Origin of the sequence: Actibacterium sp. EMB200-NS6, assembly GCF_001305615.1 — a bacterium.
GTDB classification, from domain to species: domain Bacteria; phylum Pseudomonadota; class Alphaproteobacteria; order Rhodobacterales; family Rhodobacteraceae; genus Actibacterium_A; species Actibacterium_A naphthalenivorans.
Window position 1 is genome coordinate 1,938,594 of record NZ_CP010869.1, and the last position, 24,155, is coordinate 1,962,748.

The window sequence follows — 24,155 nt, forward strand, 5'->3', positions numbered from 1 at the left end:
CACCGGGTCACAGGTGATAGAGCGCGTTGAATTTCGCGTCGAGGTAATCCAGAAGGGGCACCTCGTTGGGCTCAAAGCCGCAGGCCTGTTCGATCACCGCCTTCGGCTCATGGAACCCGCCATGCCGCTGCACGTGTTCGCGAAGCCAACCGGTGGCGGCCCCGGTATCGCCTTTGGCGAGTGCCGCGTCCAGATCGGGCAGCGCGCTGTGCAGCGCCAGGTTCAGGCAACCCGCATAGACATTGCCCAGCGTGTAGGTCGGGAAATAACCGAACAGCCCCACCGACCAGTGCACATCCTGCAGCACCCCGTTCGAGGGCCTGTCGACCGCGACACCGAAGTCATGCTCGAAACGCGTGTTCCAGGCCTCTTCCAGATCGGCGGCGCCAAGCGTGCCGGCGATCAACTGCCGCTCCAGATCGAAGCGCATCATGATATGCAGGTTGTAATGCACCTCGTCCGCCTCGGTGCGGATGTAGCCCGAATGCACGCGGTTGACGGCGGCGTAGAAGGCCTCGGCATCGGCGGCCCCGGCATCGCCGAAAATCGACTGCATCCGCCCGAACAGCCAGCCGGTGAAGGGGCGGCTGCGGCCGAGCTGATTCTCGTAGATCCGGCTCTGGCTTTCATGCACGCCCATCGACACGCCCGCCCCCAGCGGGGTCAGCAGATAGGCCGGGTCGATCCCCTGTTCGTAGCAGCCGTGGCCGACCTCGTGGATCGTGGAATACAGGCAGTTGAACGGGTCGCGCTCATCCACCCGCGTGGTGATGCGCACATCGGTGCCCGAGCCCGAGCTGAACGGATGCACCGCCTTGTCGAGCCGCCCGTGCCGCCAGTCATAGCCGAAACGGGTCGCGGCCTCATGCGCGAGGCGCAGCTGCCCCTCTTCGGGGAACTGGCCGCTCAGCCGCGCCGGATCGCGCCCCGCGCCCATGATCCTTTCGCGCAGCATCACCAGCCGCGTGCGCATCCGGTCGAACATCGCGCCGATCTCGGCCGCCGTGGCGCCGGGCTCGTAATCATCCAGCAGCGCGTCGTAAAGATCGCCGCCATCGGCCAGCGCCGCAGCCTCTTCGCGCTTCAGGCGCAGCACCTCTTCCAGCACCGGCAGGAAATGCCCGACATCATCGGCGGCGCGCGCCTCGGCCCAGATGCCCTGCGCGCGGCTGGTCACGCGGGCCAGCGCCGCCGACAGCGTTTCGGGCAGCTTCACCGCCCGCGCATAGGACCTGCGGATATGGCGCATCTTGGCCGCCCCGACCGGATCAAGCGCGGCGTCGTCGATCGCCGACAGCCAGTCGCCCACACGCGGATCGGTGCGGCGGGCGTGAAGCACCGCTTCCAGCGCGCCGATCTCCTCGGCCCGCTGGGCGGCGGCGCCGCGCGGCATCACCGTTTCCTGATCCCAGCCAAGGCGGCCGGCGACCTGCGCCAGCGCCTCTGTCTCATGCTGAAAAGCCATCAGGCTGTCAAAAGCGGTCATGCGGTCCCCCGGATGGATTGGGCAATGGGATATTGCGAAAGAAAGCGCGCACGCAGGATCAGCACCCACAGGACGATCGCGCCAAGCTGATGGAATATGGCGATCTGCAGCGGCGAGGAATTCATCACCGTCACGATCCCCAGCGCGACCTGCCCCAGCAGCATCAGCGCCATCGCGTCAAAGGCACGGCGGGTCTTGATATTGCCGCTCTTGCGGGCGCGGTTCCACACCACCAGCCCGAAGATGAACAGCAGATAGCCCGCCATCCGGTGCATGAACTGCACCAGCCCCGCATCCTCAAAGAAATTCCGCCACCACGGGCTCAACGAAAACAGATCGGGCGGCAGAAACCCGCCGGCCATCAACGGCCAGTCGGTAAAGTTGCGCCCTGCGTCGATGCCGGCGACCAGAGCGCCCAGCAGGATCTGCAGAAAGGCGAAATGCATCACCCCGGTCGACATGGAAAACAGCTTGCCCTCGCGCCCGCGCCGCGCCTGCATCAGGTCTTTCTCGGCCCGGCCCAGCGTCAGCACATACCAGGTGATGAAGCCCAGGATCACGAAGGCCAGCCCCAGATGCGTCGCCAGCCGGTAGGAGGCCACATCCAGCCGCCCGCCCGTCAGCCCCGACGACACCATCCACCAGCCGATCGCGCCCTGCAGCCCGCCAAGCACACCGATGCCCAGCAACCGCCCGGTCCAGCCGGTGGGGATGCGTTTGCTCAGCAGAAAGAAGAAAAACCCGATCGCCCAGACAAGCCCGATCGCCCGGCCAAGCTGCCGGTGGCCCCATTCCCACCAGTAGATGAACTGGAACTCCGACAGGGACATGCCCCGATTCTGCATCTGATATTCGGGAATCGCCTGGTATTTCTCAAAGGCATCGGCCCAGTCCGCCGCATTCATCGGCGGCAGCGCCCCGGTCACCGGCTTCCACTCGGTGATCGACAAACCGCTGTCGGTCAGCCGGGTCAGCCCGCCCACCAGGATCATCGCCGCCACCATCACGAACAGCACGATCAGCCAGATCCGAACCGCGCCGCGCGCGCCCCGGCGGGCCTTGTCGATCAGGCCCGGCTGCGGCACCGGCCGGGCCGGGGCCTTGTCACCGCCGACCTCTTCGAAAATGCTGCGCTTGCCGCTCATGCCGCCCCCCGTCGTTTCACGACCGGACAGTAGGCCCGCGCCCCCTGCCCTTCAAGTCATTCACCATGCTCTTTCCAGCGCACCATTTGCCGCAGCGCCCCGTGAAAGATCTGCACATCCGCCCGGGTCAGCGGCATCCGCGACCACAGGTTGCGCAGGTTCTGCTTCATCCCCTCGGCCTTCTGCGCGGGGAAAAAGAACCCGGCCTCCTCCAGCCGTTCCTCATAATGATCGCCCAGCTTTTCGATCTCGATATGCGAGGCGAACTCGGTCTTCGCCATCTCCATCACTTCCGGTGGCACGTCCACACTCTGCCGCTGCCACTCATAGCCGACCAGCAACACGCATTGCGCAAGGTTGAGCGAGGCAAACGCCGGGTTCACCGGCACCGAGATGATCGCATTGGCCCGCGCCACATCGTCATTCTCCAGCCCGGCCCGCTCCGGCCCGAACAAAACGCCCACCTTCCGCCCCCCGGCGATCAGCGCGCGCGCATGTTCCATCGCGCGTTCCGGCGTCATCACCGGCTTGGTCAGGCCCCGGCCCCGCGCCGTGGTGGCAAACACGAAATCGCAATCCGCCACCGCCGCGCCGGTTCCGTCAAACAGCCCCGCCTCGTCCAGCAATCGCCCGGCGCCGCTTGCCATCGCCACCGCCCTGGGGTTCGGCCAGCCATCGCGCGGCGCCACGATGCGCATCCGGTCCAGCCCGAAATTCCACATCGCCCGCGCCGCGCCGCCGATGTTTTCCCCCATCTGCGGGCGGACAAGGATAAAGGCGGGCTGCGGGGTCGGGCTGGTCATGAACTCTCTTCGCGGTCAGGTCGCGCGGGTGATACGCCGCCCACCCGCCCAAGGCAAGCCGCCGCCACGAACGGAAGATGGCCAAGCCCGCAAATCCCGGCTATAGGGGCGCAACCAAGCCAAGGAGCCCGCCAATGGCCGACGTCGAGCGCCCGCAGATCTATCTCATCACCCCGCCTGATTTCGAACTGTCGGGCTTCCCCGACCGACTGGCCCGGGTGCTCGATGCCCATCCCGTGGCCTGCGTCCGCCTCGCCCTTGCCAGCAAGGACGAAGACCGCGTCGCCCGCGCCGCCGATGCGCTGCGCGAGATCACCCACGCCCGCGACATCGCCCTGACGATCGAGACGCATGTCCAGCTCGTCGAACGGCTCGGCCTCGACGGGGTGCATCTCACCGATGGCGCACGCTCGGTGCGCAAAACCCGCAAGGAACTCGGCGCCGACGCCATCGTCGGCGCCTTCTGCGGCACCTCCCGCCACGACGGCATGACCGCGGGCGAAGCCGGGGCCGATTACATCAGCTTCGGTCCGGTCGGCGACAGCGCGCTCGGCGACGGCACCCGCGCCGAAACCGAGCTGTTCACCTGGTGGTCGGAAATGATCGAAGTGCCGGTCGTCGCCGAAGGCGCGATCACCGCCGAGACAATGGCCCGGCTCGCCCCCGTCACCGATTTCTTCGGCATCGGCGAAGAGATCTGGCGCAGCGATGATCCCGCCGCTGCCCTGGCGGCCCTGATCGCCGCAATGGGCTGACGGCCCCCTTCATCTTTCCAGAAATATCCCCGCCGGAGGCAATCCGCGCCCGTGAGGGCGCGCAGCAAGAGCCGCCACTTACCTCATCGGCAAGCCGCCGCGCACCGCCTCCTCGCAGCCGCGCGCGAGCGCCTTGCGGCTCTCGAAATCCGCAACGCGCAGCGGCGGATGATACACCACCTCCGCGCTGCCCTGCCGGCGGGCCGCCAGCACCTTCAGCAGATGCGGCCCGAACTCCATATCGCCCCACCATCCGTAAAACCGCGGATCCTGCCCCGCGGGGGCGCGGTAGATCACGGTGACAGGCTGAACATGCAGAAATCCCCGCAGCGCATCGCTGAAAAACGCCGCGAACAGAGTCGATTTGAACGGCAGCACCTGCATCCCGTCGGTCGATGTGCCCTCGGGGAAGAACAGCAGCTTGTGCCCCGCCTTCAGCCGCGCCTCGAAAACCTCTTTCTGATGCCGCGCCTCTCGGGTGTCGCGGTTGATGAAAACCGTGCCGGTCGCCCGTGCCAGCCAGCCGATCACGGGCCAGCCCGCCACTTCGGATTTCGACACGAAATAGATGCGCTTGCGGGCGTTCAGCGTGAAAATATCCAGCCATGACGAATGGTTGGCGACCACCGCGCCGCGCTCGGCCATCGGCGTGCCGCGCACCTGATAGCGCATCCCCAGAATGACAAAGGCGGTGCGGCAGACGAACTGGGTGATGAAGGGGGTCACCGGGCGGTGCAGCCCGAACAACGGCCGCTCGATCAGGCGCAGCAACAGCAACACCGCAAGCCCGGCGAATGTGACGCCTGCCAGCGCCGCGCCGCGCCAGAGCACGCGCAGCCAACCCAAGGGGCCGAAGGGCGGGTCTTCGGGCGGTGCGCCCCCCGTCCAGCTCGCGTTCACGCCCGGATGTCCTTTTCGAACTTGGCCCGGCGCTTGTCTGTCATCCGCGCCGTATCCATGATCAGACAGACATCGGTCGTGTTGAACTCATGATCCACATAGGCGCCCTCGCCCACGAAGCCGCCAAGCCGCAGATAGGCCTTGATCAGTGCCGGCGTCAGCAGCATCGCCTGCTTGCGGTCGATCCGGGCGGCCTCCATCAGGTCCATCCGCTGAAAATGCTCGGGCTGGGCGCGCACCCGCAGCGCCTCGGGCGCCAGGTGGAAATGGTGCAGATAGGCAAGCGGCAGTTTCAGCGCCTCGATATCGGTGCCGTGAAAGCTGGCCACGCCGAACAGCACCTCGATCCGATGTTCGAACACATAGGCGGCCAGACCGTTCCACAGATGATAGAGCGCCATGCCGCCGCGATAATCGCGGTGAACACAGGATCGCCCAAGCTCCAGCAACTTGCGGCCGCTTTGCTTGAGCACCGTCAGATCATATTCGGACTCGGTATAGTAGCGGCCGATCCGCCCGGCCTGATCATCGCGCAACAGCCGGTAAACGCCCACCACATGCTCCAGCGCCGCCGCGTCGCGCCGCTTGTCGATCAGCAGCAGGTGGTCGTAATAGGGATCGAACGCATCCCGCTCCAGCCGCGCGTCGTGATCGACCAGCGGGCCGTCGCCGCCAAGCTCGGCCACGAACACCTCGTAGCGCAGCCGTTGCGCAGCCTTCAGATCGGCGGGGTCCTTGGCGAGCTTCAGCTCGAAATGGTCGTCGATAGAGCGCATGTGAGGCTGAAGAATTCCATTCGGGCCAGCGGCTGGGCCGGTTCTAGTCAGCGCCGCCGCGATTTGCAACACCGCCGCGGAAAGCCGGGCGTTAACTTTCCGTTAAGATTCGCATGCACAAGCTCGGGCAAGGCCCCCGTTTCCGTCAGGAGTCATAGACCGGCATGAGCTCGACCCGCGACCCGTCGATCACGACCTTTCCCTCGTGCTCGAAATTCACCGTGATCTTTCCCCCGATGTTGGACTGGACCTGCCCCAGCCCCCAATCGGGCCGCAACGGGTGGCGGACAAGCTGGCCGGGTTCCAGCAATGCGTTCATGTCGCCCATCGGTGATCCTTCCTCGCGGCGGGCGCGGCCGTGACAGACAGCCTGCCGCCCGATCTGACCGCGCTGCTGGGTTCGCGCATCTGCCATGACCTTATCAGCCCTCTGGGCGCGATCGGCAATGGGCTGGAGCTGTTGCAGATGGCCGGCGTCGCCGAGGGGCCGGAACTGTCTCTGGTCTCCGCCGCCGCCCGCAGTGCCAACGCCCGCATCCGGTTTTTCCGCATCGCCTTTGGCACCGCGCCGCCGGATCAGACGATCGGGCGTGGGGAAATGGCCTCGGTGCTGGATGATACCTATGGGCAGGGGCGCATCGCGCTGGCCCATGATCTGCCGGCTGACATGGCCCGCGCCGATGCCCGGCTCGCGCTGCTGCTGATCCTGTGCCTCGAAACCGCGCTGCCCACGGGTGGAGACATCGCGGTGCGCGCCGACGCCGGCGCCTGGCACCTGTCGGCGGCAGGGCCCCGGCTTTCGCTCGATGACAGGCTGTGGAAGGCGATGGCGGATCCGCACGCCCCCGGCAGCTTCACCGCGGCTGAGGTTCAGTTCGCGCTGCTGCGCGACGCCTGCGCCCGCGACGGCAAGCCGCTGAACATGGATCTCGGGCCCGACGCGATCACCGTCCGGTTCTGATCAGCCGCGCACGGCCCCGTCCCCCAGCACGATGTACTTGAAGCTGGTCAGCTGCTCGGCCCCGACAGGCCCGCGCGCGTGCATCTTGCCAGTGGCAATACCGATCTCGGCGCCCATGCCGAACTCGCCGCCATCGGCGAACTGGGTCGAGGCGTTGCGCATCAGGATCGCGCTGTCGAGCCGGGTAAAGAATCGCTCGGCGGCCGCGTCATCCTCGGTGAGGATCGCGTCGGTGTGATTCGAGCCGTAGCGGCGGATATGCGCAATCGCGCCATCCACGTCATCGACCAGCTTCGCGGCGATATCCATGTCCAGATATTCGCGCCCCCAGTCGTCATCCGTGGCCGGCACTGTTCCGGGAAGCCGGGCCAGCGCCGCATCCGCGTGCACGGTCACACCCGCCGCGACCAGCGCGGCGATCAGATCGGCGCCCAGCCCCGCGGCCAGATCGCGATGGATCAGCAGGCATTCGGCGGCGCCGCAGATGCCGGTGCGTCGGGTCTTGGCATTCAGTACCACCTTCATCGCCTTTTCAGGGTCGGCGGCCTTGTCGACATAGATATGCACGATGCCTTCCAGATGGGCGAACACCGGCACCCGTGCCTCTCGCTGCACAAGGCCCACCAGGCCCTTGCCGCCGCGCGGCACGATCACGTCGATGAAATCGGTCATGCGCAGCATCTCGGCCACGGCCTCGCGGTCACGCGTGGGCACCCGCTGGATCGCGTCTTCGGGCAGGCCGGCGGCGCGCAACCCCGCCTGCAGGCATTCATGGATCAGGCCCGAGGAATGAAAACTTTCCGACCCGCCGCGCAGGATCACCGCATTGCCGGCCTTCAGGCACAGCGCGCCCGCATCCGCCGTCACGTTCGGGCGGCTTTCATAGATTACGCCGATCACGCCCAGCGGTGTGCGCACGCGCTTGATGTGTAACCCGCTGTCCATGTCCCATTCGGTGATCACCTCGCCCACGGGATCGTTCTGGGCGGCCACGGCGCGCAGGCCGGCGACGATGCCCTGAATGCGGGTTTCGTCGAGCATCAGCCGGTCGAGCATGGCGGGCGACAGACCCTTGTCACGGCCGAACGCCATGTCGCGGGCATTCGCCGCGATGATCTCTTCCCGCCGGGCCCAGACCGCATCGGCGGCGGCATTCAGCGCGCGGGTCTTGGCATCCGACGGGGCAAAGGCAAGCTCCGTCGCGGCGGCGCGTGCGCGCGCGCCGATCTCGGCCATCATCGCGGGGATGTTTTCCATATCCTTCATAGCACCATATCGTCCCTGTGGATCAGCGCGGCCCGCCCCGGATAGCCCAGAATGGCCGCAATGTCACGCGACTGACAGCCCCTGATCGCCTGCGCCTCTAGCGCGGTATAGCGGGTCAGCCCCTTGCCCAGCGTCGCCCCCGAGGGCGCCACGATCGCCACCGGATCGCCGCGGCCGAACGCGCCCGATACCCGGACAACCCCGGCCGGCAACAGCGAGTTTCCCTGCGCCAGCGCCCGCGCCGCCCCGGCATCCACGTGGATCTCGCCCTTGGGCTTCATCGCCGCGATCCAGCGTTTGCGCGCGGTCTGCGGATCTTCCTTGGGCAGGAACCACGTGGCATTCGCCCCCGCCGCCAGCGCCCGCAGCGGCCGCATCACCGACCCTTCGGTGATCGCCATCGCACAGCCCGCGCCGGTGGCCGTCTTGGCCGCCAGAAGCTTGGTCTTCATCCCGCCCTTCGACAGGCCCGAGGCCGCATCGCCCGCCATCGCCTCGATCTCCGGGGTGATCTCTTCGATCACGTCGAACCGCCTGGCGCCCGGATCGGTCGCGGGGCTGGCGGTATAGAACCCGTCGACATCCGAGAGCAGCACCAGTTGATCGGCGCCCACCGTCACCGCCACCTGCGCGGCAAGCCTGTCATTGTCGCCGAACCGGATTTCATCCGTGGCAATCGTGTCGTTTTCATTGACGATCGGCACCACACCGAGGCCGACAAGCTGTTCCAGCGTATTGCGCGAGTTCAGATAGCGGCGGCGGTTGGCGCTGTCTTCCAGCGTCACCAGCACCTGCGCCGTGATGATGCCATGGGGCGCCAGCGCCTCTTCATAGGCGCGGGCCAGCCGGATCTGCCCGACGGCGGCGGCGGCCTGCGATTGTTCCAGCGCCAGCGGGCCGGCCGGCAGGCCAAGCGCACCGCGCCCCAGCGCGATCGAGCCGGAGGAAACCAGGATCACGTCCACCCCCCGGCTCTTGATCTCGGCCACATCCTCGGCCAGCGCCTGCAGCCATTCGGCGCGCAACCGGCCGCTGGCGCGATCCACCAGCAGCGCCGAGCCGATCTTGACGACCAGCCGCCGGGCGTCGTTCAGGGTTGCCACGCGTCCGGCTCCTCGCTTGCGGATTTCAGGCGCAGCTTGTCCTCCCGGATCTCGGCGCGCACCGCGCGCAGCACCTCTGTCAGCCCCTCGCCCGACACGCCCGACATCATCAGCACCGGCCCGCCCACGGCAGCCTCCAGCTCGGCCTTCCGCTCGGCCCGCTGCGCCTCGTCCAGCGCGTCGATCTTGTTCAGCGCGGTCACGCGCGGCTTGTCGGCCAGATGGCCGCCATAGGCCTCCAGCTCATGAATGATGGTGCGGTAATCGCCCACCACATCCTCGGACGTGCCGTCGACCAGATGCAGCAGGACGGAACACCGCTCGACATGGCCGAGAAACTGGTCGCCCAGCCCGCGCCCTTCGTGCGCGCCCTCGATCAGCCCCGGAATATCGGCGATCACGAATTCGGCATTGTCCACCCCGACGACGCCCAGATTGGGGTGCAGCGTGGTGAACGGGTAGTCGGCGATCTTGGGCCGCGCGTTCGAGGTGGCGGCCAGGAAGGTGGATTTTCCCGCATTGGGCATCCCCAGAAGCCCGGCGTCGGCAATCAGCTTCAGCCGCAGCCAGATGGTGCGCTCGACGCCCTCCTGCCCCGGATTGGCCCGGCGCGGCGCCTGATTGGTGGCGGTCTTGAAATGCAGGTTGCCGAAACCGCCGTTGCCGCCACGGGCCAGCAGAACCCGCTGGCCGATCTCCGTCATGTCGGCCAGAACGGTTTCTTCATCCTCGTCGAGAATTTCGGTGCCCACCGGCACACGCAGCACGATGTCGTCGCCATCCTTGCCGGTGCGCTGCTTGCCCATGCCGGGCTGGCCCGATTTGGCGAAGAAATGCTGCTGATAGCGGAAATCGATCAGCGTATTCAGCCCGTCCACCGCCTCGGCCCAGACATTGCCGCCATCACCGCCGTCGCCGCCGTCGGGACCGCCGTATTCGATATATTTCTCGCGCCGGAAGCTGACGCAACCGGCCCCGCCGCCACCCGAGCGGATATAGACTTTCGCGAGGTCGAGAAATTTCATCGGTCACAGGCCCTTGTAGCTTCCCGGCAGGCGATAGCGGGAAAGCGGCGGGCTCTCAAGCCCCGCCGCCGGTCAGTTGAGTTTCTTCAGATAGGTCCAGGTCGCAACCTTGCCGCCGCGCGCCACCGAATAGGCCTCGGCGTCGCCGATATAGTTGAAGCCGGCGTTGGTCAGCACACGGGCAGAGCCGGGGTTGTCCTGAAACACCTCGGCGAAAACCGTCTGGCTTTTCTGCGGATCGGCCGCCAGAAGCGCATTGACCGCTTCCGAGGCGATGCCGGTGTTCCAGAACGCCGGCGCCACCCAGTAGCCGATCTGCGATTGCGCACGCTCCATCCGTTCCAGCGACACCACGCCGAGCACTTCGGACAGGCTCTGGTCCGACCCGTCCATCACCCAGACATCTTCGGTGCGGGTTTCAGATTGCGCGCGGGCGATATAGGCCTCGATCGCGCCGGGCGGCAGCGGGTGCGGAATCGAACGGGTGAACCGCGCCACGCGCAGGTCACCCGCGTACATCTGCAACAGGCCCGCGTCGGATTTGCGCACCGGCCGCAGCTGGAAGCGTTCGGTTTCGATCACAGGTTGGGACACGATGGAATCCATTTTCATGCCTTCGCTCCTCCGAAAAGCACATTCCGGCCCCCGGCGGCAGGCAGCCCCGCCAGCGGCCGTTTCAATACTCCCCGCCCGCCACGCCACAACGCCGCGCGAACAAGGACCCTCTCTCCCGTACGTCGGCCCGGTCGCGATGCGGCCCGGCCCGACGATGAATAAATGGCGATCGCCGCCAGCCCCGACAAGGCGATCACGGCGAAGGTGAACGCCGCCGGCCCCAAGGGCAGGATCGGAATACGGTTCTGTTCTGCCGTCGCGCCCATTCCGGCCGCCTTTCGGAAAATGAAATAAAATGGGGGACCGGCGCCCTGCCGATCCCCCACGAAATTGTCAGTGCCTGAGGTTTCGGCTTACTCTGCGGCCTCCGCCACCGGGAGAACCGAAATAAAGGTGCGACCCTTGAGCCCCTTGCGGAAGGTCACGGCGCCTTCGGTCGTGGCGAAGATCGTGTGATCCTTGCCCATGCCGACGTTATCGCCCGGCCACCACTTGGTGCCGCGCTGACGCACGATGATGTTGCCCGGGATCACGGCTTCGCCACCATATTTCTTGACGCCCAGACGGCGTCCGGCGGAGTCGCGCCCGTTACGGGATGAACCGCCTGCTTTTTTATGTGCCATATCGCTGTTCTCCTATACCTTAGCCGTTGGCCAGTTCTTTGGCCTGGGCGATCCAGCCTTCACGCTCGATACGGCCTTTGAACGACAGTTTCTCGTCCATCGCGGCAACATCTTCGTCGCTCCAGGCTGCGATCTGGGCAAACGTGGTCACGCCGGCCTCGTGCAGTTTCTTTTCAAGCGCCGGGCCAACGCCCGAGAGCTTTTTCAGATCATCCGCACCGGTCGCGGCGGCGGTCTTCGGCGCGGCGGCTTTCGGCGCAGCCGTCTTGGCCGGCGCCGGTGCCGCGGCCGCGACGGACCCTGCCCCGACGGCTGCCTTGACGCCCGACGCATCGGCGCCGGTTTCCAGGATGTCGGTCACGCGCAGCAGCGTCAGCTGCTGGCGGTGGCCCTTGGTGCGCTGCGAGCTGTGCTTGCGGCGGCGCTTGACGAAGTTGATCGTCTTGGGGCCCTTGATCTGTTCGATCACCTCGGCCTGCACGGCGGCACCATCGACGGTGGGCGTGCCAACCTGGGCGCCGACCATCAGAATTTCGTTGAACTGAATCTTTTCGCCAGCATCAGCGGCCAGTTTCTCGACGCGCAGAACGTCGCCAGACTGAACCTTGTACTGCTTGCCGCCGGTCTTGAGGACCGCAAACATGTGCTCTTCCTTTTTCTACCGCGTCCTTTGGCCCCGCTTTCGCGGCGTTCACGCGCATGCGCCTTCGGACAGCGCGCCCTGTTCGGGCGATATTTCACGAATCCGCAAGAGCCAACCCCTTGCAGAGATGCGGCTTATCGGGGAAGAGCCGCCACAAGTCAAGCCGGAATGCCGGTTTTCGGGGGTGCCAGGCCGGCTCAGATATCCTGCCCGGCCATGAACTGGGCCGCGCCCAGCCCCAATTCGCGCGAAATCGCCCGGAACACCACGTCATAGCCCGCAAAGAGCGCCCGGTTCAGCGCCTGCCCCGCCGGGGTTTCCGACAGGGTGATATAGGCGGACAGATCGGCATCCTCCAGCGGTTCATAGGCCAGCGACAGATAGGAATACATCCATTCCTCCGTCTCCTGGCGCACGTCGTCTTCCTGCGACCAGACATCGGCCAGCATCTCTTCTTCGCTCAGCTCGAACGGAAACGCGCCGCCATCGCTCAGCCCCCTGTAGAAGGCGTAATTGGCATTCAGCCCGCCGACCACATTGAACTCGATCAGTTCATTGGCCGTCACGAATTGTTCGAGCAGCTCCAGGCGCGGGTCGTCATCGGCGCGCATCTCTTCCACCTTCAGCCGGGTCTCGGCATCGACGTCATCGTCCAGCAGGGCGCGCCGGGCCGCGATCTCCAGATCGACGATGCGCGCGCCGAGTTCCGACGCGAAGAAGGTGGTCAGCGCGGCGACGTCCTGCCCGGCCAGTTCCTGTTCCAGCGCCTCGCGCATGATCTCTTCCATGCGCGATACGTCATAGATGCGCGCCACCATCGCCTGCCAGCGCGCGCCGCCATGGCCGGCAAACATCTCGGCCTCCAGCTCGCCACCATATTCTATGCCCTCCTGGGCCATGATCTCGAGCGTCTCTGGCAGCCGCAGCGCGGCCAGCAGATCATCCACCCGCGCGGCGGGATCGGCCCGCAGCGGCAGGGCAAGAGTTACGAAGGCGATGAACGGCAGAATACGCTGGAACATGGGGCACCCGGGCCTTTGCGTCGGTTTGCACAAAGGTAAGGGTCTGGGCGGGGTTTTCCAAGGCGCAATCACGGACCCGAACACGGACCCGAAAATAACGGCTTGCACCGCCCCGCGCTTGGCACTAAATCCCCCCCTCACAAGCCACTGGCCTGCGGAGAGGTGCCGGAGTGGTCGAACGGGGCGGTCTCGAAAACCGTTGTGGGTGCAAGCCCACCCAGGGTTCGAATCCCTGTCTCTCCGCCATTTTGAGCTGCGCTTGCCGCATCCAATAGCCTATGTGCCGTCGATCACCGCCCGCCCAAGAGTTTGAGTTTATCTTGGATTTCCGAGGTGAATTTGATGAATCAGTTCTTCTTGAGAGACCCCGCCATGTCGCGGGCAGGCACCGGTGTTGAGCGCCGCCGCACTGCTCTTTCTGCCTATTGCAGCGAAACGCCGTCCAAGTGCTGCAACTTGTCCGGGTTTCGGGTGATATAGATGGCGACCACCTTTTCTTGGTCGATCTGCAAGGCTGTAGTCTGAACAATCCCGTCTTTCTCGACCGTGATGAAACCGGGAAGCCCGTCGATCAAGGCAAAACGGACCAGTAGCGATGGCGCTGCGCCGAACTCCTGTGCGAGCTGTTCGTGACGTGCCATCACCTCGTCTATGCCGATCAACGGGCGTGACGAAGCGGGCACTTTGCCTCCGCCATCGGTGCTGGCGATTACATCCTGCGCGAGAAGTGAGTGCAGTGTTTTCATATCCCCACTGCGTGATGCGGTGTAGAAGGCGGTCGCGATTTCCAGCCCATGCTCTTTCGTCACGGGGAAGCGGGGGCGCGCGGCCTCGATATGGTTGCGAGCCCGGCTTGCCAGCTTGCGGCAGGCAGCCGTTTCGCGGTCTATGACGTTTGCAATGTCGTCGAACCCCATGCCAAAGACATCGTGAAGCAGGAATGCCGCGCGTTCCAACGGAGAAAGGCGCTCCAAGGCGATCATCAGCGGGAGCGTGATATCATCAATGGAATCCGGTTCCTCGGTATTGATGATGGGTTCGGGCAGCGATGGGCCGACATAAGTCTCACGTCTCCGGCGCGCGGATTTCAGCTCGTTCAGGCAAAGCCGGGTGACAATGGTGTGCAGGAACGCCACTGGCTGGCGCACGACATTTTGGTCAGTGGCCAGCCAACGCAGGTAGGCATCCTGGACGATATCTTCCGCATCCGCCACCGAGCCAAGCATCCGGTAAGCCAAACGAACAAGCCGAGGCCGGATTTCGGAAAATGTTGGATCGGACTGAATATCATTCATCGTGCCAATACCCTGTCGGGGTTTCCTATGCTGCGTGTACAGTATCGACCTTGTAGAGACTTGGTGCGACCGATTTTGCGAGGCCTGCGAATTGCTTGAGCTGCGCCTGCGTCTCTGGCTTTTTCATGAAGCCCTCGAAATCTTCCTTGGTCGCCCATTGCGCATAGTTCACAACCTTCATGCCATCCAGGCTGTTGTGAATGCAGACCGAGATGAAGCCAGGCTGATGTCGGATGGTGCTTTCCGTCGAGGCCGCGAGGGCTTCAGCCAATTCGGCCTGCTTCTCGGGATCGACCTCATAGACATTAATCAGGGTCAGGCACTTCGCCTTTGGATCGATTATTGTGGTATTTTCGTTGGCCATCTTTGTCTCCTTTGAAATGTGGCTACTAAAAGGATGACAAGGCAGGCTCTCCAGATGTGACATCGCTGCGCGAAAAATCTTACTGAGGAGAGGCGCTAACTCCGCGCATGGAACAAAATCAGTCATTTTGGAGGGCTATAGCGTAGACGTAGTTCTCGGTTTCGTCGGCTTCGGCCCGCCATGTTACTTTTCCATTCAATGCGTTACGAGATCTCGCAACAATGGCGCATACATGGATGCGGATTTCCGCATGTGGGCGCACAAGGGATATGCGCCCACAATTCAGCTTAGAACGGGATGTAATCGGTAGGACCCGGATCATGGTCATCTGATGGATCGTGAGCATCGTCGACGGTGCGCGTTACATGAGAAGCATTGGTATCGCTGATCAAAACTGCCGCTTTTGTAACCTCATCAAACGGCGTGTTGCTCGTCACACACATCACTCCGAACTCATCATAGCCCGGCAATTGCTGATCGCTCGCGTAAGTCGCCAAGAATACAGACGCACCAAAACCCTGCAAATCAGGAAGAGCCTCACCAGGGGCAAGCTCGCTCCGCCCGCAGGAACAATCGTTTTCTGGGAAGGTTCCCCCGCGCACCGCAGGGCACGCCCGCGCGAAAACGGCACAGCCCCGCCGTTTCGGGCGGGGCTGAGATTCATGTTGCGCTGCGTAAAAGGCCGCCACTCCCCTCGGCGCGGCTGAAGGCTGTGGCGGCTGCGGATCAGCGGCTTTGGAATGCGTTGAGGGGCAGCTTCAGGTAGGATCGGCCGTTGTCCTCGGGTTCGGGAAGGCGGCCGCCGCGGATATTTACCTGCAAGGCGGCCAGCATCAGCTTGGGCAGCGGCAGGGTCGCATCGCGGGCATCGCGCACGGCGCGGTACTCGGCCTCGGACGGAGCGCCCTTCCAGTGGATGTTCTCCGCGCGGTGTTCGGCCACCGTGGCCTCGCATTGCGCCTCACGGTTCGGGGCGTAGTCGTGGCCCACGAAGATCCGCGTCTCTTCTGGCAGGGCGAGGATGGCACAGATGCTGTCATAAAGCGCGCTGGAACTGCCGCCCGGGAAATCGGCGCGCGAGCTGCCACTGTCCGGCATCATCAGCGTGTCATGCACGAAGGCCGCATCGCCCGCGACATAGGTGATGGATGCCAGCGTATGCCCCGGCGAAAACATCACCGTCACCGGCACGTTGCCCACCATGAAGCTGTCGCCATCCGCGAACAGATGGTCCCATTGGCGGCCGTCGGTCGGGAAATCCTCGGGCAGGTTGTAGATGCCTTGCCACAGCTTTTGAACCTCGATCACCTTTTCCCCGATGGCGGTGGGCGCGCCCGTCTGCGACTTGAGCCACTGCGCCGCCGAAAAGTGATCGGCGTGCGGATGGGTATCGAGGATCCAGTCAAGCTCGATCCCCGTTTCGCGCACGTATTCCAGAAGACGCTCGGCATTCGCGGTAGAGGTCGCGCCGGCCAGCGGATCGAAATCGAGGACCGGGTCGACAATGGCGCCTTTCATCGTGTCGGGATCATGAAAGACGTATTGCCAGCTTCCGGTCGGTTTGTCCCAGAACGCTTTGACGATGGGATTGGTCATGTCTCTGCTCCTTGTCGTTCTTTCGTGCGCTGGCCAGGCCTGTGCTCCCGGCCAGCATGGCCTAGCGGGCGCTGGCCTTCATCATCCAGAGTTCCTTTTCGTGCCACTCCAGCCGATCGGTCAGGAGCCCGGCGGACACCTCGTCGCCTGCGTCACCGGCGGTGCCGATGGCGTCGCGCAGGGTGGCGGCGAGCGCTTCGTGTCCAGCGATGAGTTTCTCGACCATCTCCTCTGCGGATTGCGCGGGCGCGTCTTCGGCGCCCGCATTGGTCATGAGATCCGCTACGGTGCCGGGGGCGTAGGCACCCTGAATGCGGATACGCTCGGCGATGTCATCCAGCGCGCCCCAGAGGTTCTGGTACTGCGCTTCGAACACGGCGTGCAATTGGCGAAAATCCGGGCCTTCGACATTCCAGTGATAGCCGTGGGTTTGCACATAGAGGCGGAAGGTCTGGCTGAGTACGGCGTTGAGGGCGTCGATGTTCGCTTGGGTCGCGGTGGTCATGGGTCTGCCTCCTGAAATGAATTGAAAGGGGGGCGGGCCCCAGCGGGCCCGCCCGACAGCGTCACAGCGTCCGCGTCGAGAAATACCAGTCGACGGTATCAAAGCCTTCGCCTGCACGCGCCACTGCGGCTTCGGGTGTCGCGGGTGTCGGCACGATGACAGGCTCGCCGGGTTTCCAGTTCTCGGGCATCGCACATTTGTGCTCGTCAGCGGTCTGCATCGCGACCAGCAGGCGGTAGATCTCGTCGACAGAGCGGCCCGCATTCATCGGATAGTAGACCATGGCGCGCAGCACCCCCTCGGGGTCGATCAGGAAGGTCGCGCGCACCGCCGCTGTATCAGAGGCCCCCGGCTGGATCATGCCATACGCCTGGGCCACCGCCATGTTCAGGTCTGCGATGATCGGAAAGCGCACATCCACGCCGAACTTCTCCTTGATGTTCAGCACCCAGGCGATGTGGCTGTAGTGGCTGTCGATGGACAGGCCCAAAAGCTCTGTGCTGCGCGCGGCGAAATCATCATGTTTTCTGGCGAAAGCGATGAATTCCGTGGTGCAAACGGGCGTGAAATCGGCAGGGTGCGAGAACAGGACAAGCCACTTGCCGCGATAATCCTCAAGCGTTTTACGGCCATGGGTTGTGGGGGCATCAAAGGCGGGGGCGGCTTCATTCAGACGCGCGCCGGTGTGTTGGGTTTGATCGGTCATTTTTTGCTGTCCTTCTTATCAGCGTCTCGATGAAACAAAGATAGCCGCTGGACACTTATAGATGAAATTGAATATAACTCTAGGAGTTATAGGTTAGATCTATCAATGCTGACCCTTCGCCAATTGCGTTTTCTGACCGCCGTCGCCGAGACGTTGAATTTCTCGCGCGCGGCTGAAATCTGCTTTGTCACCCAACCAACTCTCAGTGCCGGGATCAAGGAGCTGGAAGAGCGTTTGGGCGTGCAGTTGATCGAAAGGACCCGGCGCAGCGTCATGCTGACCCCCTTGGGCGAAGAGATCGCCGCCCGTGCCCGGCGTCTGTTGCTGGACGCCGCCGAGATCGAGACCCTCGCCCAGGCCCATCAAAACCCGTTCGAAGGCGATCTCAAGCTCGGCTCGATCCCGACGATCGGGCCCTACCTGCTGCCCCGTGCCCTGCCCGCGATCCGGAGCGCCTTTCCGAAGCTGCGCGTTTACCTGCGGGAAGAGATGACCGAGAGTCTGATCGAGGGTCTCGCCGCGGGGCGTCTCGACCTGGTGTTGATCGCCCTGCCTTTCGAGACCGGCGCACTGGATATCCTGCCGCTGTTCGAAGACGGCTATCAACTGGCCTCTCCGTCCGGCTGGCCCACGCCGCAAGGTGCCGAAGCACTGACGCAAAGCGGGCAGCTGATGCTCCTCGAGAAGGGTCATTGCCTCCAGCGTCATGCGCTGGAAGCCTATCCGGGGCGCATATCTGCCGCTGAAGACAGCTTTGCCGCGACCAGCCTGACCACCTTGATCGCCATGGTTTCCGAAGGCTTGGGGATCACCCTCTTGCCAAACCTCGCGGTGGAGGCTGGCGTGGTCGGAACCGAACAGGTGCAGCTGACGCCCCTCCCCGACGCCTGCCCCCGTCATGTGGTTCTTGCCTGGCGCCCTGGGTCCGCGCGGTCAGAGCTCTTCAGCAAGCTCGGCGCCCTGTTGCGGCGCAAACGTCAAGAACTGTCAGATGTCACCACCCGGGCCAGCGTCGAAACCTCGGAACAAACGTAAAGGCTTCCGCCCCATTCGCACATCCGCCTTCGCTGACGAAGTTAAGAGACAGCATCGGAAACAGGTTCAATTTGGAATTCCCATCGACCAGCCCATGGTCAGCCTTTCGGATACGGGCGTCGGTTCCTACGAAACTGTTATGGCACATCCGATGCCGTCTGGGGGCATCCGCCGCATCAGTTCAGCTGTCTCTCCACCACCTGTCAATTTGGGAATACCGCAGCCGCATGTTTCAAAGCCAAGCCGCATCGCGGGGAGCGAGGGACCTGGCTCTTGGAGTGCCCAATTCTGGCACAGGCCCCTGAGCTATCATATCGACGCCTGCAAAAGCTGTTGCGAATAGGGGTGGGTCGCCCGCATTTGGCGCAGCGCTGCGACATCCATGACCTCGACGATTTCTCCGTCTTTCATCACTGCCAGGCGGTCGCACACATGGCTCACCACCGACAGGTCATGCGAGACCATGAGATAGGTCAATCCATGATCCGCCCGCAAATCCGCCAACAGGTTGAGGACTTCGGCCTGAACAGACACATCCAGGGCCGAGGTCGGTTCATCGAGCAGCAACAGTTTTGGCTCAGGCGCCAGTGCGCGGGCGATGGCCACGCGTTGCCGTTGCCCCCCTGACAGCTGATGCGGGTAACGGAAGCGGAACTTTTGTCCCAACCCCACGTCATCCAACAGCCGAACAACCCGCGCGTCGATGTCGCGAAAGCCATGCAAATACAGGGTTTCCCCCAAAACCTGATCAACGGAATGACGGGGGTGAAGTGATGCATAGGGATCCTGGAAGACCATTTGCACGGTTTTGTAGAACGCGTTCGGGCGTCTTCTTCCAAGGCTCATACCGTTGACGTTGATCCCGCCGGACCACTGTGGCGCAAGCCCGCTGATCGCGCGCAGAATGGTCGATTTTCCGGACCCGCTTTCGCCCACGAGACCAAAGCTCTCGCCCTCTTCAACCGTAAAATTCGCGCCCTTCACGGCATCCACCCGATCCCGGCCCGCTCCGAACCACACGTTGAGCGCCTTGACTTCCAGCATCTTCATATCCGTCCGCTCACACTTGGGGCCTCGGCCCATGCCGGATCACGTTCAAGCACCTCGAGTCGGTCGCGCGGCGCGTCCAGACGTGGCAAGGAGTTCAGCAGGCCGCGAGTGTAGGGGTGCTTTGCCTCGTGCAACCTGTCCGCCTCGCAAACTTCGACGATACGCCCGGCATACATGATCAGAACCCGGTCACAGAAGTCGGCGACAAGATTCAGATCATGGCTGATGAAAATCAGCCCCATGCCCCGCTCTTTGACGAGCTTGTCCATGATATCAAGAACTTGCCTCTGGACAGACACATCCAGGGCCGATGTCGGCTCATCGGCGATGAGAATTTCGGGATTGGGGATCAGCATCATCGCGATCATGATCCGCTGCCCCATACCGCCCGACATTTCATGCGGATAGGCCCGCATCACACGGAATGGATCGCGGATCGACACCGCCTCCAACATCTCGATGGATTTCGCGAAAGCTTCCCTTTTCGAGGCTCTGCTATGCAGCCGATACGCCTCCATGATCTGATCACCGATCGTCATCACCGGGTTGAGCGAGAATTTCGGATCCTGCATCACCATGCTGATGCGTTGCCCGCGCACGGCCCGCATCTCTTTCTCAGACATCTTGAGCAGATCGACGCCCTCGAGAGAGATGTGATCTGCCTCGACAATTCCGGGCGCGCGGATCAGGCGCAAGATGGCGCGCCCGGTCATGGATTTGCCGGATCCGCTTTCGCCCACGATACCAAGCCGTTCCCGGCCCAGCGTGAAGGACACGCCGCGCACGGCATCGAAGACGCCCTGCCGGCTGGGGAATTTCACCCACAGGTTTTCGACATCAAGAAGGGTGGACATCAGTCACCTGCCTTTGGATCAAGCACATCCCGCAGCCCGTCGCCCAAAAGGTTGAAGGCCAGAGACACGGTGAAAATCGCAAGACCGGGCATGGTGGCGACCCACCAGTGGTCGAGAATGAAGCGCCGACCTTCGGAAATCATCGCCCCCCACTCCGGGCTGGGGGGCTGTGCCCCGAGGCCAAGAAAACCAAGCCCCGCCGCCGCCAGAATGATCCCCGCCATGTCGAGCGTGACGCGCACGATGAGCGAGGAGATGCACAGCGGCCAGATATGTTTGGTGATGATCCTGAGCGGCCCTGCGCCCTGAAGCTTGATCGCGCTGATGTAATCCGAGGAACGGATGGTAAGCGTTTCGGCCCGCGCGATGCGGGCATAGGGCGGCCATGCGGTGAGAGAGATGGCGATCACCGCGTTTTCGATCCCCGCGCCAAGCGCCGCGACGAAGGCCAGAGCCAGAACCAGTCTCGGGAAGGCAAGGAAGATGTCGGTGACGCGCATCAGGACCGTGTCGATCCATCCGCCGACATAGCCCGAGACCGTTCCGACCAGAAGCCCGACGATCGGGGCGATCAGGGCGACGAGCGCCACGATGTACAGGGTGATGCGTGCGCCATAGATCAGCCGGGACAGAATGTCCCGGCCAAGACTGTCCGTGCCGAACAGATGATTTTCGGCCCCGAGCGGCAAAAGCCGCTGGCTGAGGTTTTGCTCGAACGGATCGAGTGGCGCGAGCAGCGGAGCGAACAGCGCAGTCAGCACCAGAGCCACAAGAATGGCCAGCCCGAGCATCGCCATCGAGTTCGACCGAAACGTCAGCCAGCCATGATAGAGCGCCGAAAGTTTTGCATGCCGGCGCGACGTAGGCGTCTCTGTCAGAAGCCAATCTCTGAGGGTTTGCCTGTCAGACACTATTTCGCTCTCGGATCGAATATTTTGTAGAGCAGGTCAGAGAAGATGTTGAGCAGGATGAAGATCAACCCGACCACGACCGTGCCGCCGAGTACGGCGTTCATATCCGCACTCAGAAGCGCGGTGGTGATATAGCTGCCGATGCCGGGCCAGCTAAAGATGATTTCGGTCAGCACCGATCCCTCCAGAAGCCCCGCGTAACTCAGCGCGATCACGGTGATCAGCTGCACGCGGATGTTCCGGAAGGCGTGTTTCCAAACCACATCCCATTCCGACAGGCCCTTTACCCGCGCCGTCGTGATATACTCGGCATTCATCTGTTCCAGCATGAAGGAGCGTGTCATCCGGCTGATATAGGCAAGCGAGTAATACCCGAGCAGGGACGCAGGCAGGATGATATGGCTGAAAGCATCCTTGAATATCTCGATGTTTCCGTCGAGCAGACTGTCCACGAGGATCAAGCCGGTGACGGTCGGAACCACATCAACGTAGAAGATGCCGACGCGTCCGGGCCCTCCGACCCATCCCAGAATGCCGTAAAAGATCAAAAGCCCCATCAGCCCCAGCCAGAAAATCGGCATGGAGTAGCCAACCAGGGCGACGACACGCGCGATCTGGTCGATCCACGAATCTTTGCGCACGGCCGCCAGAACGCCCAGAGGCACCCCGATGACGACGCCCAGCAGTATGCCGACCGTGGCCAGTTCGAGCGTGGCCGGAAAAACGCGAACGATGTCCTCGGACACGGGGCGCGCATTCAAAAGCGAAATGCCGAAATCCAGATGCAGCACATCCCAGAGGTAGTACAGAAACTGAACCAGCAGCGGTTTGTCGAGGCCCAACTCGTAAAATACGGCGTCATAGGTTGATTGCGACGCCCGTTCGCCAACGATGGACAAAACCGGATCAATCGGCATGACGCGGCCAATGACAAAGGTGACAAGCAAGAGCCCCAAAAGCGTCACCGCGACGGAGCCTATGGTGCTCAGGACGGTCTTGATCACCGACCACGAAGCTCTGGAAAGAGGCGCCCGGTTCGGGCGCCTCGTATCTGCATTGTCGGCAAGGGCCATTTACTTGGTAACCTGCCAATACGCGGCAGAGGTCACGGCCTGCCCCGTCGAAAAGTTCATCACGTTTTCACGCAGGGCGGATTGCTCAATCTGCTGGAACATGATGACGAAGGGCGAAACCTCGCGGAATTCGGCCTGCATGTCCTGATACATCTTGATCCGCGTATCGCGATCCGTTTCAGTCACCGCCGCGTCGACCTTTTCGGTCAAGTCACCCGGATTCCACGCCGTCCGCCACGCCAGCAGGCCGGTGGCATTGGCCTCGACGCTGTTGTCGGGATTGTAGGCGAACGTGCCCGCGTTGGTCTGGGGATCGGGGTAGTCCGGCCCCCAGGCACCAAGATAGACATCCAGATCGCGGGCGCGATAGCGCGCAAGGATCTGTTTGGCGGTACCAACGGTGATGTTCAGTTTGATCCCGACCTGCGCCAACGTATTTTGCACGGATTGCGCGATCTCGATCCGCTCCTGCGCTTCACGCACGCCCGCTTCGATCTCGAGCCCTTCGACACCGGCCTCGGCCAGAAGCTCCTTGGCCTTTTCAATGTTCAAGGAGAACGGGTTCTCGTCAGATGCGCCAAGATAGGTCGCCGGCAGGAAGTTTTGATGAATGGTGTACTGGCCCTTCAGAAAGCTGTCTTTCATGCCCTCGTAATCGACCAGATATTTGAATGCCTGCCGCACTTCCGGCTTGGACAACACCGGGTGGTTCTGGTTCAGCGCAAGATACATCAGACGGCCCTTCAGCTCGTCCTCGATCTTGATGCCTTCTTCAGCCGAGGCGCCCGCGATATCCTCGGGGTTCAGGTTACGCGCGATATCGATGTCGCCGCGTTCCAAAAGCAACCGCTGAGAGGCGCTTTCGATCACGTGGCGCACAATCACCCGCTTCATGCTTGGCTCACGGCCGTAGTAGTCGGGATATGACGACAGCGAAACGCTCTCGTTGGGCTTCCAGCCGTCAAGCTTGTAGGGGCCAGAGCCGGCCGAATTGGTTTTCAGCCAGGTGTTGCCCATATCGCCGTCAACCTCATTCGCCATGACCGTCTCTTTGTCGACGATCCCGCCAATGGTCGCCGTCAGACAGTTCAGCACAAAGGAGGTGGCGTATTTCTTGTCCGTGGTGAGGGTCAGCGTATTGCCGTCGGCCGTGATCATCTCGGTGACGTTTTCGGGGGTAAAGCCGAATTGCGTCAGAATGAACGCCGGGGTTTTGTTCAAGATCACCGCACGTTGCAGCGAAAACGCCGCGTCTTCTGCACGTACCGGATTGCCCGAATGGAAGGTCACGCCTTCGCGCATGGTGAAGGTGATGGTTTTGCCATCCTCGGAAACCTCCCAGCCGGTCGCCAGATCAGGTTTATAGCCCGCCGCCAGATCCATCGGATCAAGAGTGACCAGGCGGCCATAGACGTTGCGGCTGATATCGCCGCCCGCGAACTCAAAGCTCTCCGCCGGGTCGAGCGTGGTCACGTCGTCGATCCTGTGTGCGATGACCAGCATATTGGCGGGCGTTTCCGCCCAGGCACCCAGGGACGTCACGGTTACGGCAAGCCCAATTGCGGCGCCGCTGAGTAGTCTGTTCAAAGCATTCATGTTTTAACCCTCTCCGGTTGGTCGGTTGTAGTAAGCTCTGCGCAATT

The 24,155-nt window shown here is 63.2% G+C and carries 28 protein-coding genes and 1 tRNA gene; 5 read left to right on the forward strand and 24 right to left on the reverse strand.

Features of this window, described 5'->3' with window-relative positions; all coding sequences use genetic code 11:
• Nucleotides 1–7 precede the first annotated feature (7 nt).
• From TQ29_RS09440 to TQ29_RS09450, 3 genes are read right to left on the reverse strand one after another with little or no spacing between them, the layout of a single operon-like run.
• The gene (locus TQ29_RS09440) at nt 8–1,486 is read right to left on the reverse strand and encodes a carboxypeptidase M32 (protein ID WP_054538944.1); all 1,479 of its coding nucleotides are present in this window, start codon (nt 1,484–1,486) and stop codon (nt 8–10) included.
• The gene (ctaA, locus tag TQ29_RS09445; protein WP_054538945.1) at nt 1,483–2,631 is read right to left on the reverse strand and encodes a heme A synthase; all 1,149 of its coding nucleotides are present in this window, start codon (nt 2,629–2,631) and stop codon (nt 1,483–1,485) included. Before ctaA ends, TQ29_RS09440 begins: the two co-directional genes overlap by 4 nt.
• A 56-nt stretch (nt 2,632–2,687) precedes the next feature.
• The gene (locus TQ29_RS09450; protein WP_037207501.1) at nt 2,688–3,434 is read right to left on the reverse strand and encodes an RNA methyltransferase; all 747 of its coding nucleotides are present in this window, start codon (nt 3,432–3,434) and stop codon (nt 2,688–2,690) included.
• A 134-nt stretch (nt 3,435–3,568) separates the two neighbouring features.
• Between TQ29_RS09450 and TQ29_RS09455 the strand changes: the two genes are divergently transcribed.
• On the forward strand, nt 3,569–4,189 hold the full coding sequence (locus TQ29_RS09455) for a thiamine phosphate synthase (protein WP_054538946.1): 621 nt from the start codon (nt 3,569–3,571) through the stop codon (nt 4,187–4,189).
• Between the two features lie 78 nt (nt 4,190–4,267).
• On the opposite strand, the gene TQ29_RS09460 is transcribed toward TQ29_RS09455, so the two are convergent.
• The 3 genes from TQ29_RS09460 to TQ29_RS09470 all read right to left on the reverse strand — a co-directional run bounded on the left by TQ29_RS09460 (nt 4,268) and on the right by TQ29_RS09470 (nt 6,193).
• On the reverse strand, nt 4,268–5,089 hold the full coding sequence (locus TQ29_RS09460) for a 1-acyl-sn-glycerol-3-phosphate acyltransferase (RefSeq protein WP_054538947.1): 822 nt from the start codon (nt 5,087–5,089) through the stop codon (nt 4,268–4,270).
• Nucleotides 5,086–5,865: a GNAT family N-acetyltransferase gene (locus tag TQ29_RS09465; protein ID WP_054538948.1), complete on the reverse strand. Its 780-nt coding sequence runs from the start codon at nt 5,863–5,865 to the stop codon at nt 5,086–5,088. Before TQ29_RS09465 ends, TQ29_RS09460 begins: the two co-directional genes overlap by 4 nt.
• A 145-nt stretch (nt 5,866–6,010) precedes the next feature.
• Entirely contained in the window at nt 6,011–6,193 is a 183-nt protein-coding gene (locus tag TQ29_RS09470; RefSeq protein ID WP_054538949.1) for a DUF3553 domain-containing protein, read from the reverse strand.
• 30 nt (nt 6,194–6,223) lie between these two features.
• On the opposite strand from TQ29_RS09470, the gene TQ29_RS09475 reads away from it, so the two are divergent.
• On the forward strand, nt 6,224–6,826 hold the full coding sequence (locus TQ29_RS09475) for a histidine phosphotransferase family protein (RefSeq protein ID WP_054538950.1): 603 nt from the start codon (nt 6,224–6,226) through the stop codon (nt 6,824–6,826).
• Here TQ29_RS09475 and TQ29_RS09480 read toward each other — a convergent pair whose 3' ends face one another.
• The 4 genes from TQ29_RS09480 to TQ29_RS09495 all read right to left on the reverse strand — a co-directional run bounded on the left by TQ29_RS09480 (nt 6,827) and on the right by TQ29_RS09495 (nt 10,832).
• Nucleotides 6,827–8,092 (reverse strand): glutamate-5-semialdehyde dehydrogenase, encoded by a 1,266-nt coding sequence (locus TQ29_RS09480; protein WP_054538951.1) that lies wholly within the window; start codon nt 8,090–8,092, stop codon nt 6,827–6,829.
• On the reverse strand, nt 8,089–9,195 hold the full coding sequence (gene proB / locus TQ29_RS09485; RefSeq protein ID WP_054538952.1) for a glutamate 5-kinase: 1,107 nt from the start codon (nt 9,193–9,195) through the stop codon (nt 8,089–8,091). Before proB ends, TQ29_RS09480 begins: the two co-directional genes overlap by 4 nt.
• The gene (gene obgE, locus TQ29_RS09490) at nt 9,183–10,220 is read right to left on the reverse strand and encodes a GTPase ObgE (protein WP_037207482.1); all 1,038 of its coding nucleotides are present in this window, start codon (nt 10,218–10,220) and stop codon (nt 9,183–9,185) included. The genes proB and obgE overlap by 13 nt, the downstream gene beginning before the upstream one ends.
• A gap of 72 nt (nt 10,221–10,292) precedes the next feature.
• Nucleotides 10,293–10,832 (reverse strand): GNAT family N-acetyltransferase, encoded by a 540-nt coding sequence (locus TQ29_RS09495; RefSeq protein ID WP_054538953.1) that lies wholly within the window; start codon nt 10,830–10,832, stop codon nt 10,293–10,295.
• Between the two features lie 165 nt (nt 10,833–10,997).
• Here TQ29_RS09495 and TQ29_RS21120 point away from each other — a divergent pair, with 165 nt between their 5' ends.
• Nucleotides 10,998–11,129 (forward strand): hypothetical protein, encoded by a 132-nt coding sequence (locus TQ29_RS21120; protein ID WP_255353420.1) that lies wholly within the window; start codon nt 10,998–11,000, stop codon nt 11,127–11,129.
• Between the two features lie 59 nt (nt 11,130–11,188).
• Here TQ29_RS21120 and rpmA read toward each other — a convergent pair whose 3' ends face one another.
• The 3 genes from rpmA to TQ29_RS09510 all read right to left on the reverse strand — a co-directional run bounded on the left by rpmA (nt 11,189) and on the right by TQ29_RS09510 (nt 13,123).
• Nucleotides 11,189–11,458, reverse strand: a complete 270-nt coding sequence (gene rpmA, locus TQ29_RS09500; RefSeq protein ID WP_037207477.1) for a 50S ribosomal protein L27 — start codon at nt 11,456–11,458, stop codon at nt 11,189–11,191.
• A gap of 19 nt (nt 11,459–11,477) precedes the next feature.
• The gene (locus tag TQ29_RS09505; RefSeq protein ID WP_054538954.1) at nt 11,478–12,101 is read right to left on the reverse strand and encodes a 50S ribosomal protein L21; all 624 of its coding nucleotides are present in this window, start codon (nt 12,099–12,101) and stop codon (nt 11,478–11,480) included.
• Nucleotides 12,102–12,298: 197 nt separating this feature from the next.
• Nucleotides 12,299–13,123 carry a DUF2059 domain-containing protein gene (locus TQ29_RS09510; protein ID WP_054538955.1) on the reverse strand — a complete coding sequence of 275 codons (825 nt, stop codon included), beginning with the start codon at nt 13,121–13,123 and terminating at the stop codon, nt 12,299–12,301.
• A gap of 156 nt (nt 13,124–13,279) precedes the next feature.
• On the opposite strand from TQ29_RS09510, the gene TQ29_RS09515 reads away from it, so the two are divergent.
• Nucleotides 13,280–13,369, forward strand: a tRNA-Ser gene (locus tag TQ29_RS09515).
• A 176-nt stretch (nt 13,370–13,545) separates the two neighbouring features.
• On the opposite strand, the gene TQ29_RS09520 is transcribed toward TQ29_RS09515, so the two are convergent.
• From TQ29_RS09520 to TQ29_RS09540, 6 genes are all read right to left on the reverse strand, one after another.
• The gene (locus TQ29_RS09520; protein ID WP_054538956.1) at nt 13,546–14,418 is read right to left on the reverse strand and encodes a sigma-70 family RNA polymerase sigma factor; all 873 of its coding nucleotides are present in this window, start codon (nt 14,416–14,418) and stop codon (nt 13,546–13,548) included.
• A 25-nt stretch (nt 14,419–14,443) separates the two neighbouring features.
• Nucleotides 14,444–14,782: an antibiotic biosynthesis monooxygenase gene (locus TQ29_RS09525; protein ID WP_054538957.1), complete on the reverse strand. Its 339-nt coding sequence runs from the start codon at nt 14,780–14,782 to the stop codon at nt 14,444–14,446.
• Nucleotides 14,783–15,069: 287 nt separating this feature from the next.
• Nucleotides 15,070–15,384 carry a hypothetical protein gene (locus tag TQ29_RS20655; protein WP_157445561.1) on the reverse strand — a complete coding sequence of 105 codons (315 nt, stop codon included), beginning with the start codon at nt 15,382–15,384 and terminating at the stop codon, nt 15,070–15,072.
• Between the two features lie 124 nt (nt 15,385–15,508).
• The gene (locus TQ29_RS09530; protein WP_054538958.1) at nt 15,509–16,378 is read right to left on the reverse strand and encodes an MBL fold metallo-hydrolase; all 870 of its coding nucleotides are present in this window, start codon (nt 16,376–16,378) and stop codon (nt 15,509–15,511) included.
• Between the two features lie 61 nt (nt 16,379–16,439).
• A complete protein-coding gene (locus tag TQ29_RS09535; protein WP_054538959.1) occupies nt 16,440–16,883 on the reverse strand; it encodes a Dps family protein in 444 nt (147 codons plus the stop codon).
• 61 nt (nt 16,884–16,944) lie between these two features.
• Entirely contained in the window at nt 16,945–17,589 is a 645-nt protein-coding gene (locus TQ29_RS09540; protein WP_054538960.1) for a peroxiredoxin, read from the reverse strand.
• 105 nt (nt 17,590–17,694) lie between these two features.
• On the opposite strand from TQ29_RS09540, the gene TQ29_RS09545 reads away from it, so the two are divergent.
• The gene (locus tag TQ29_RS09545) at nt 17,695–18,624 is read left to right on the forward strand and encodes a LysR substrate-binding domain-containing protein (protein ID WP_054538961.1); all 930 of its coding nucleotides are present in this window, start codon (nt 17,695–17,697) and stop codon (nt 18,622–18,624) included.
• Between the two features lie 309 nt (nt 18,625–18,933).
• Here the strand turns inward: TQ29_RS09545 and TQ29_RS09550 are convergent, their stop codons facing one another.
• Genes TQ29_RS09550 through TQ29_RS09570 form a run of 5 tightly spaced genes read right to left on the reverse strand, consistent with a single transcriptional unit; the run spans nt 18,934 to nt 24,108 of the window.
• Complete coding sequence (locus tag TQ29_RS09550) at nt 18,934–19,674, reverse strand: ABC transporter ATP-binding protein (protein ID WP_054538962.1); 741 nt, start codon at nt 19,672–19,674, stop codon at nt 18,934–18,936.
• The gene (locus TQ29_RS09555) at nt 19,671–20,528 is read right to left on the reverse strand and encodes an ABC transporter ATP-binding protein (RefSeq protein WP_054538963.1); all 858 of its coding nucleotides are present in this window, start codon (nt 20,526–20,528) and stop codon (nt 19,671–19,673) included. Before TQ29_RS09555 ends, TQ29_RS09550 begins: the two co-directional genes overlap by 4 nt.
• Nucleotides 20,528–21,439: a nickel transporter permease gene (gene nikC, locus TQ29_RS09560; protein ID WP_054538964.1), complete on the reverse strand. Its 912-nt coding sequence runs from the start codon at nt 21,437–21,439 to the stop codon at nt 20,528–20,530. The genes TQ29_RS09555 and nikC overlap by 1 nt, the downstream gene beginning before the upstream one ends.
• Entirely contained in the window at nt 21,439–22,512 is a 1,074-nt protein-coding gene (locus TQ29_RS09565; RefSeq protein WP_054538965.1) for an ABC transporter permease, read from the reverse strand. Before TQ29_RS09565 ends, nikC begins: the two co-directional genes overlap by 1 nt.
• Nucleotides 22,513–24,108 carry an ABC transporter substrate-binding protein gene (locus TQ29_RS09570; protein ID WP_054538966.1) on the reverse strand — a complete coding sequence of 532 codons (1,596 nt, stop codon included), beginning with the start codon at nt 24,106–24,108 and terminating at the stop codon, nt 22,513–22,515.
• Nucleotides 24,109–24,155: the final 47 nt, after the last annotated feature.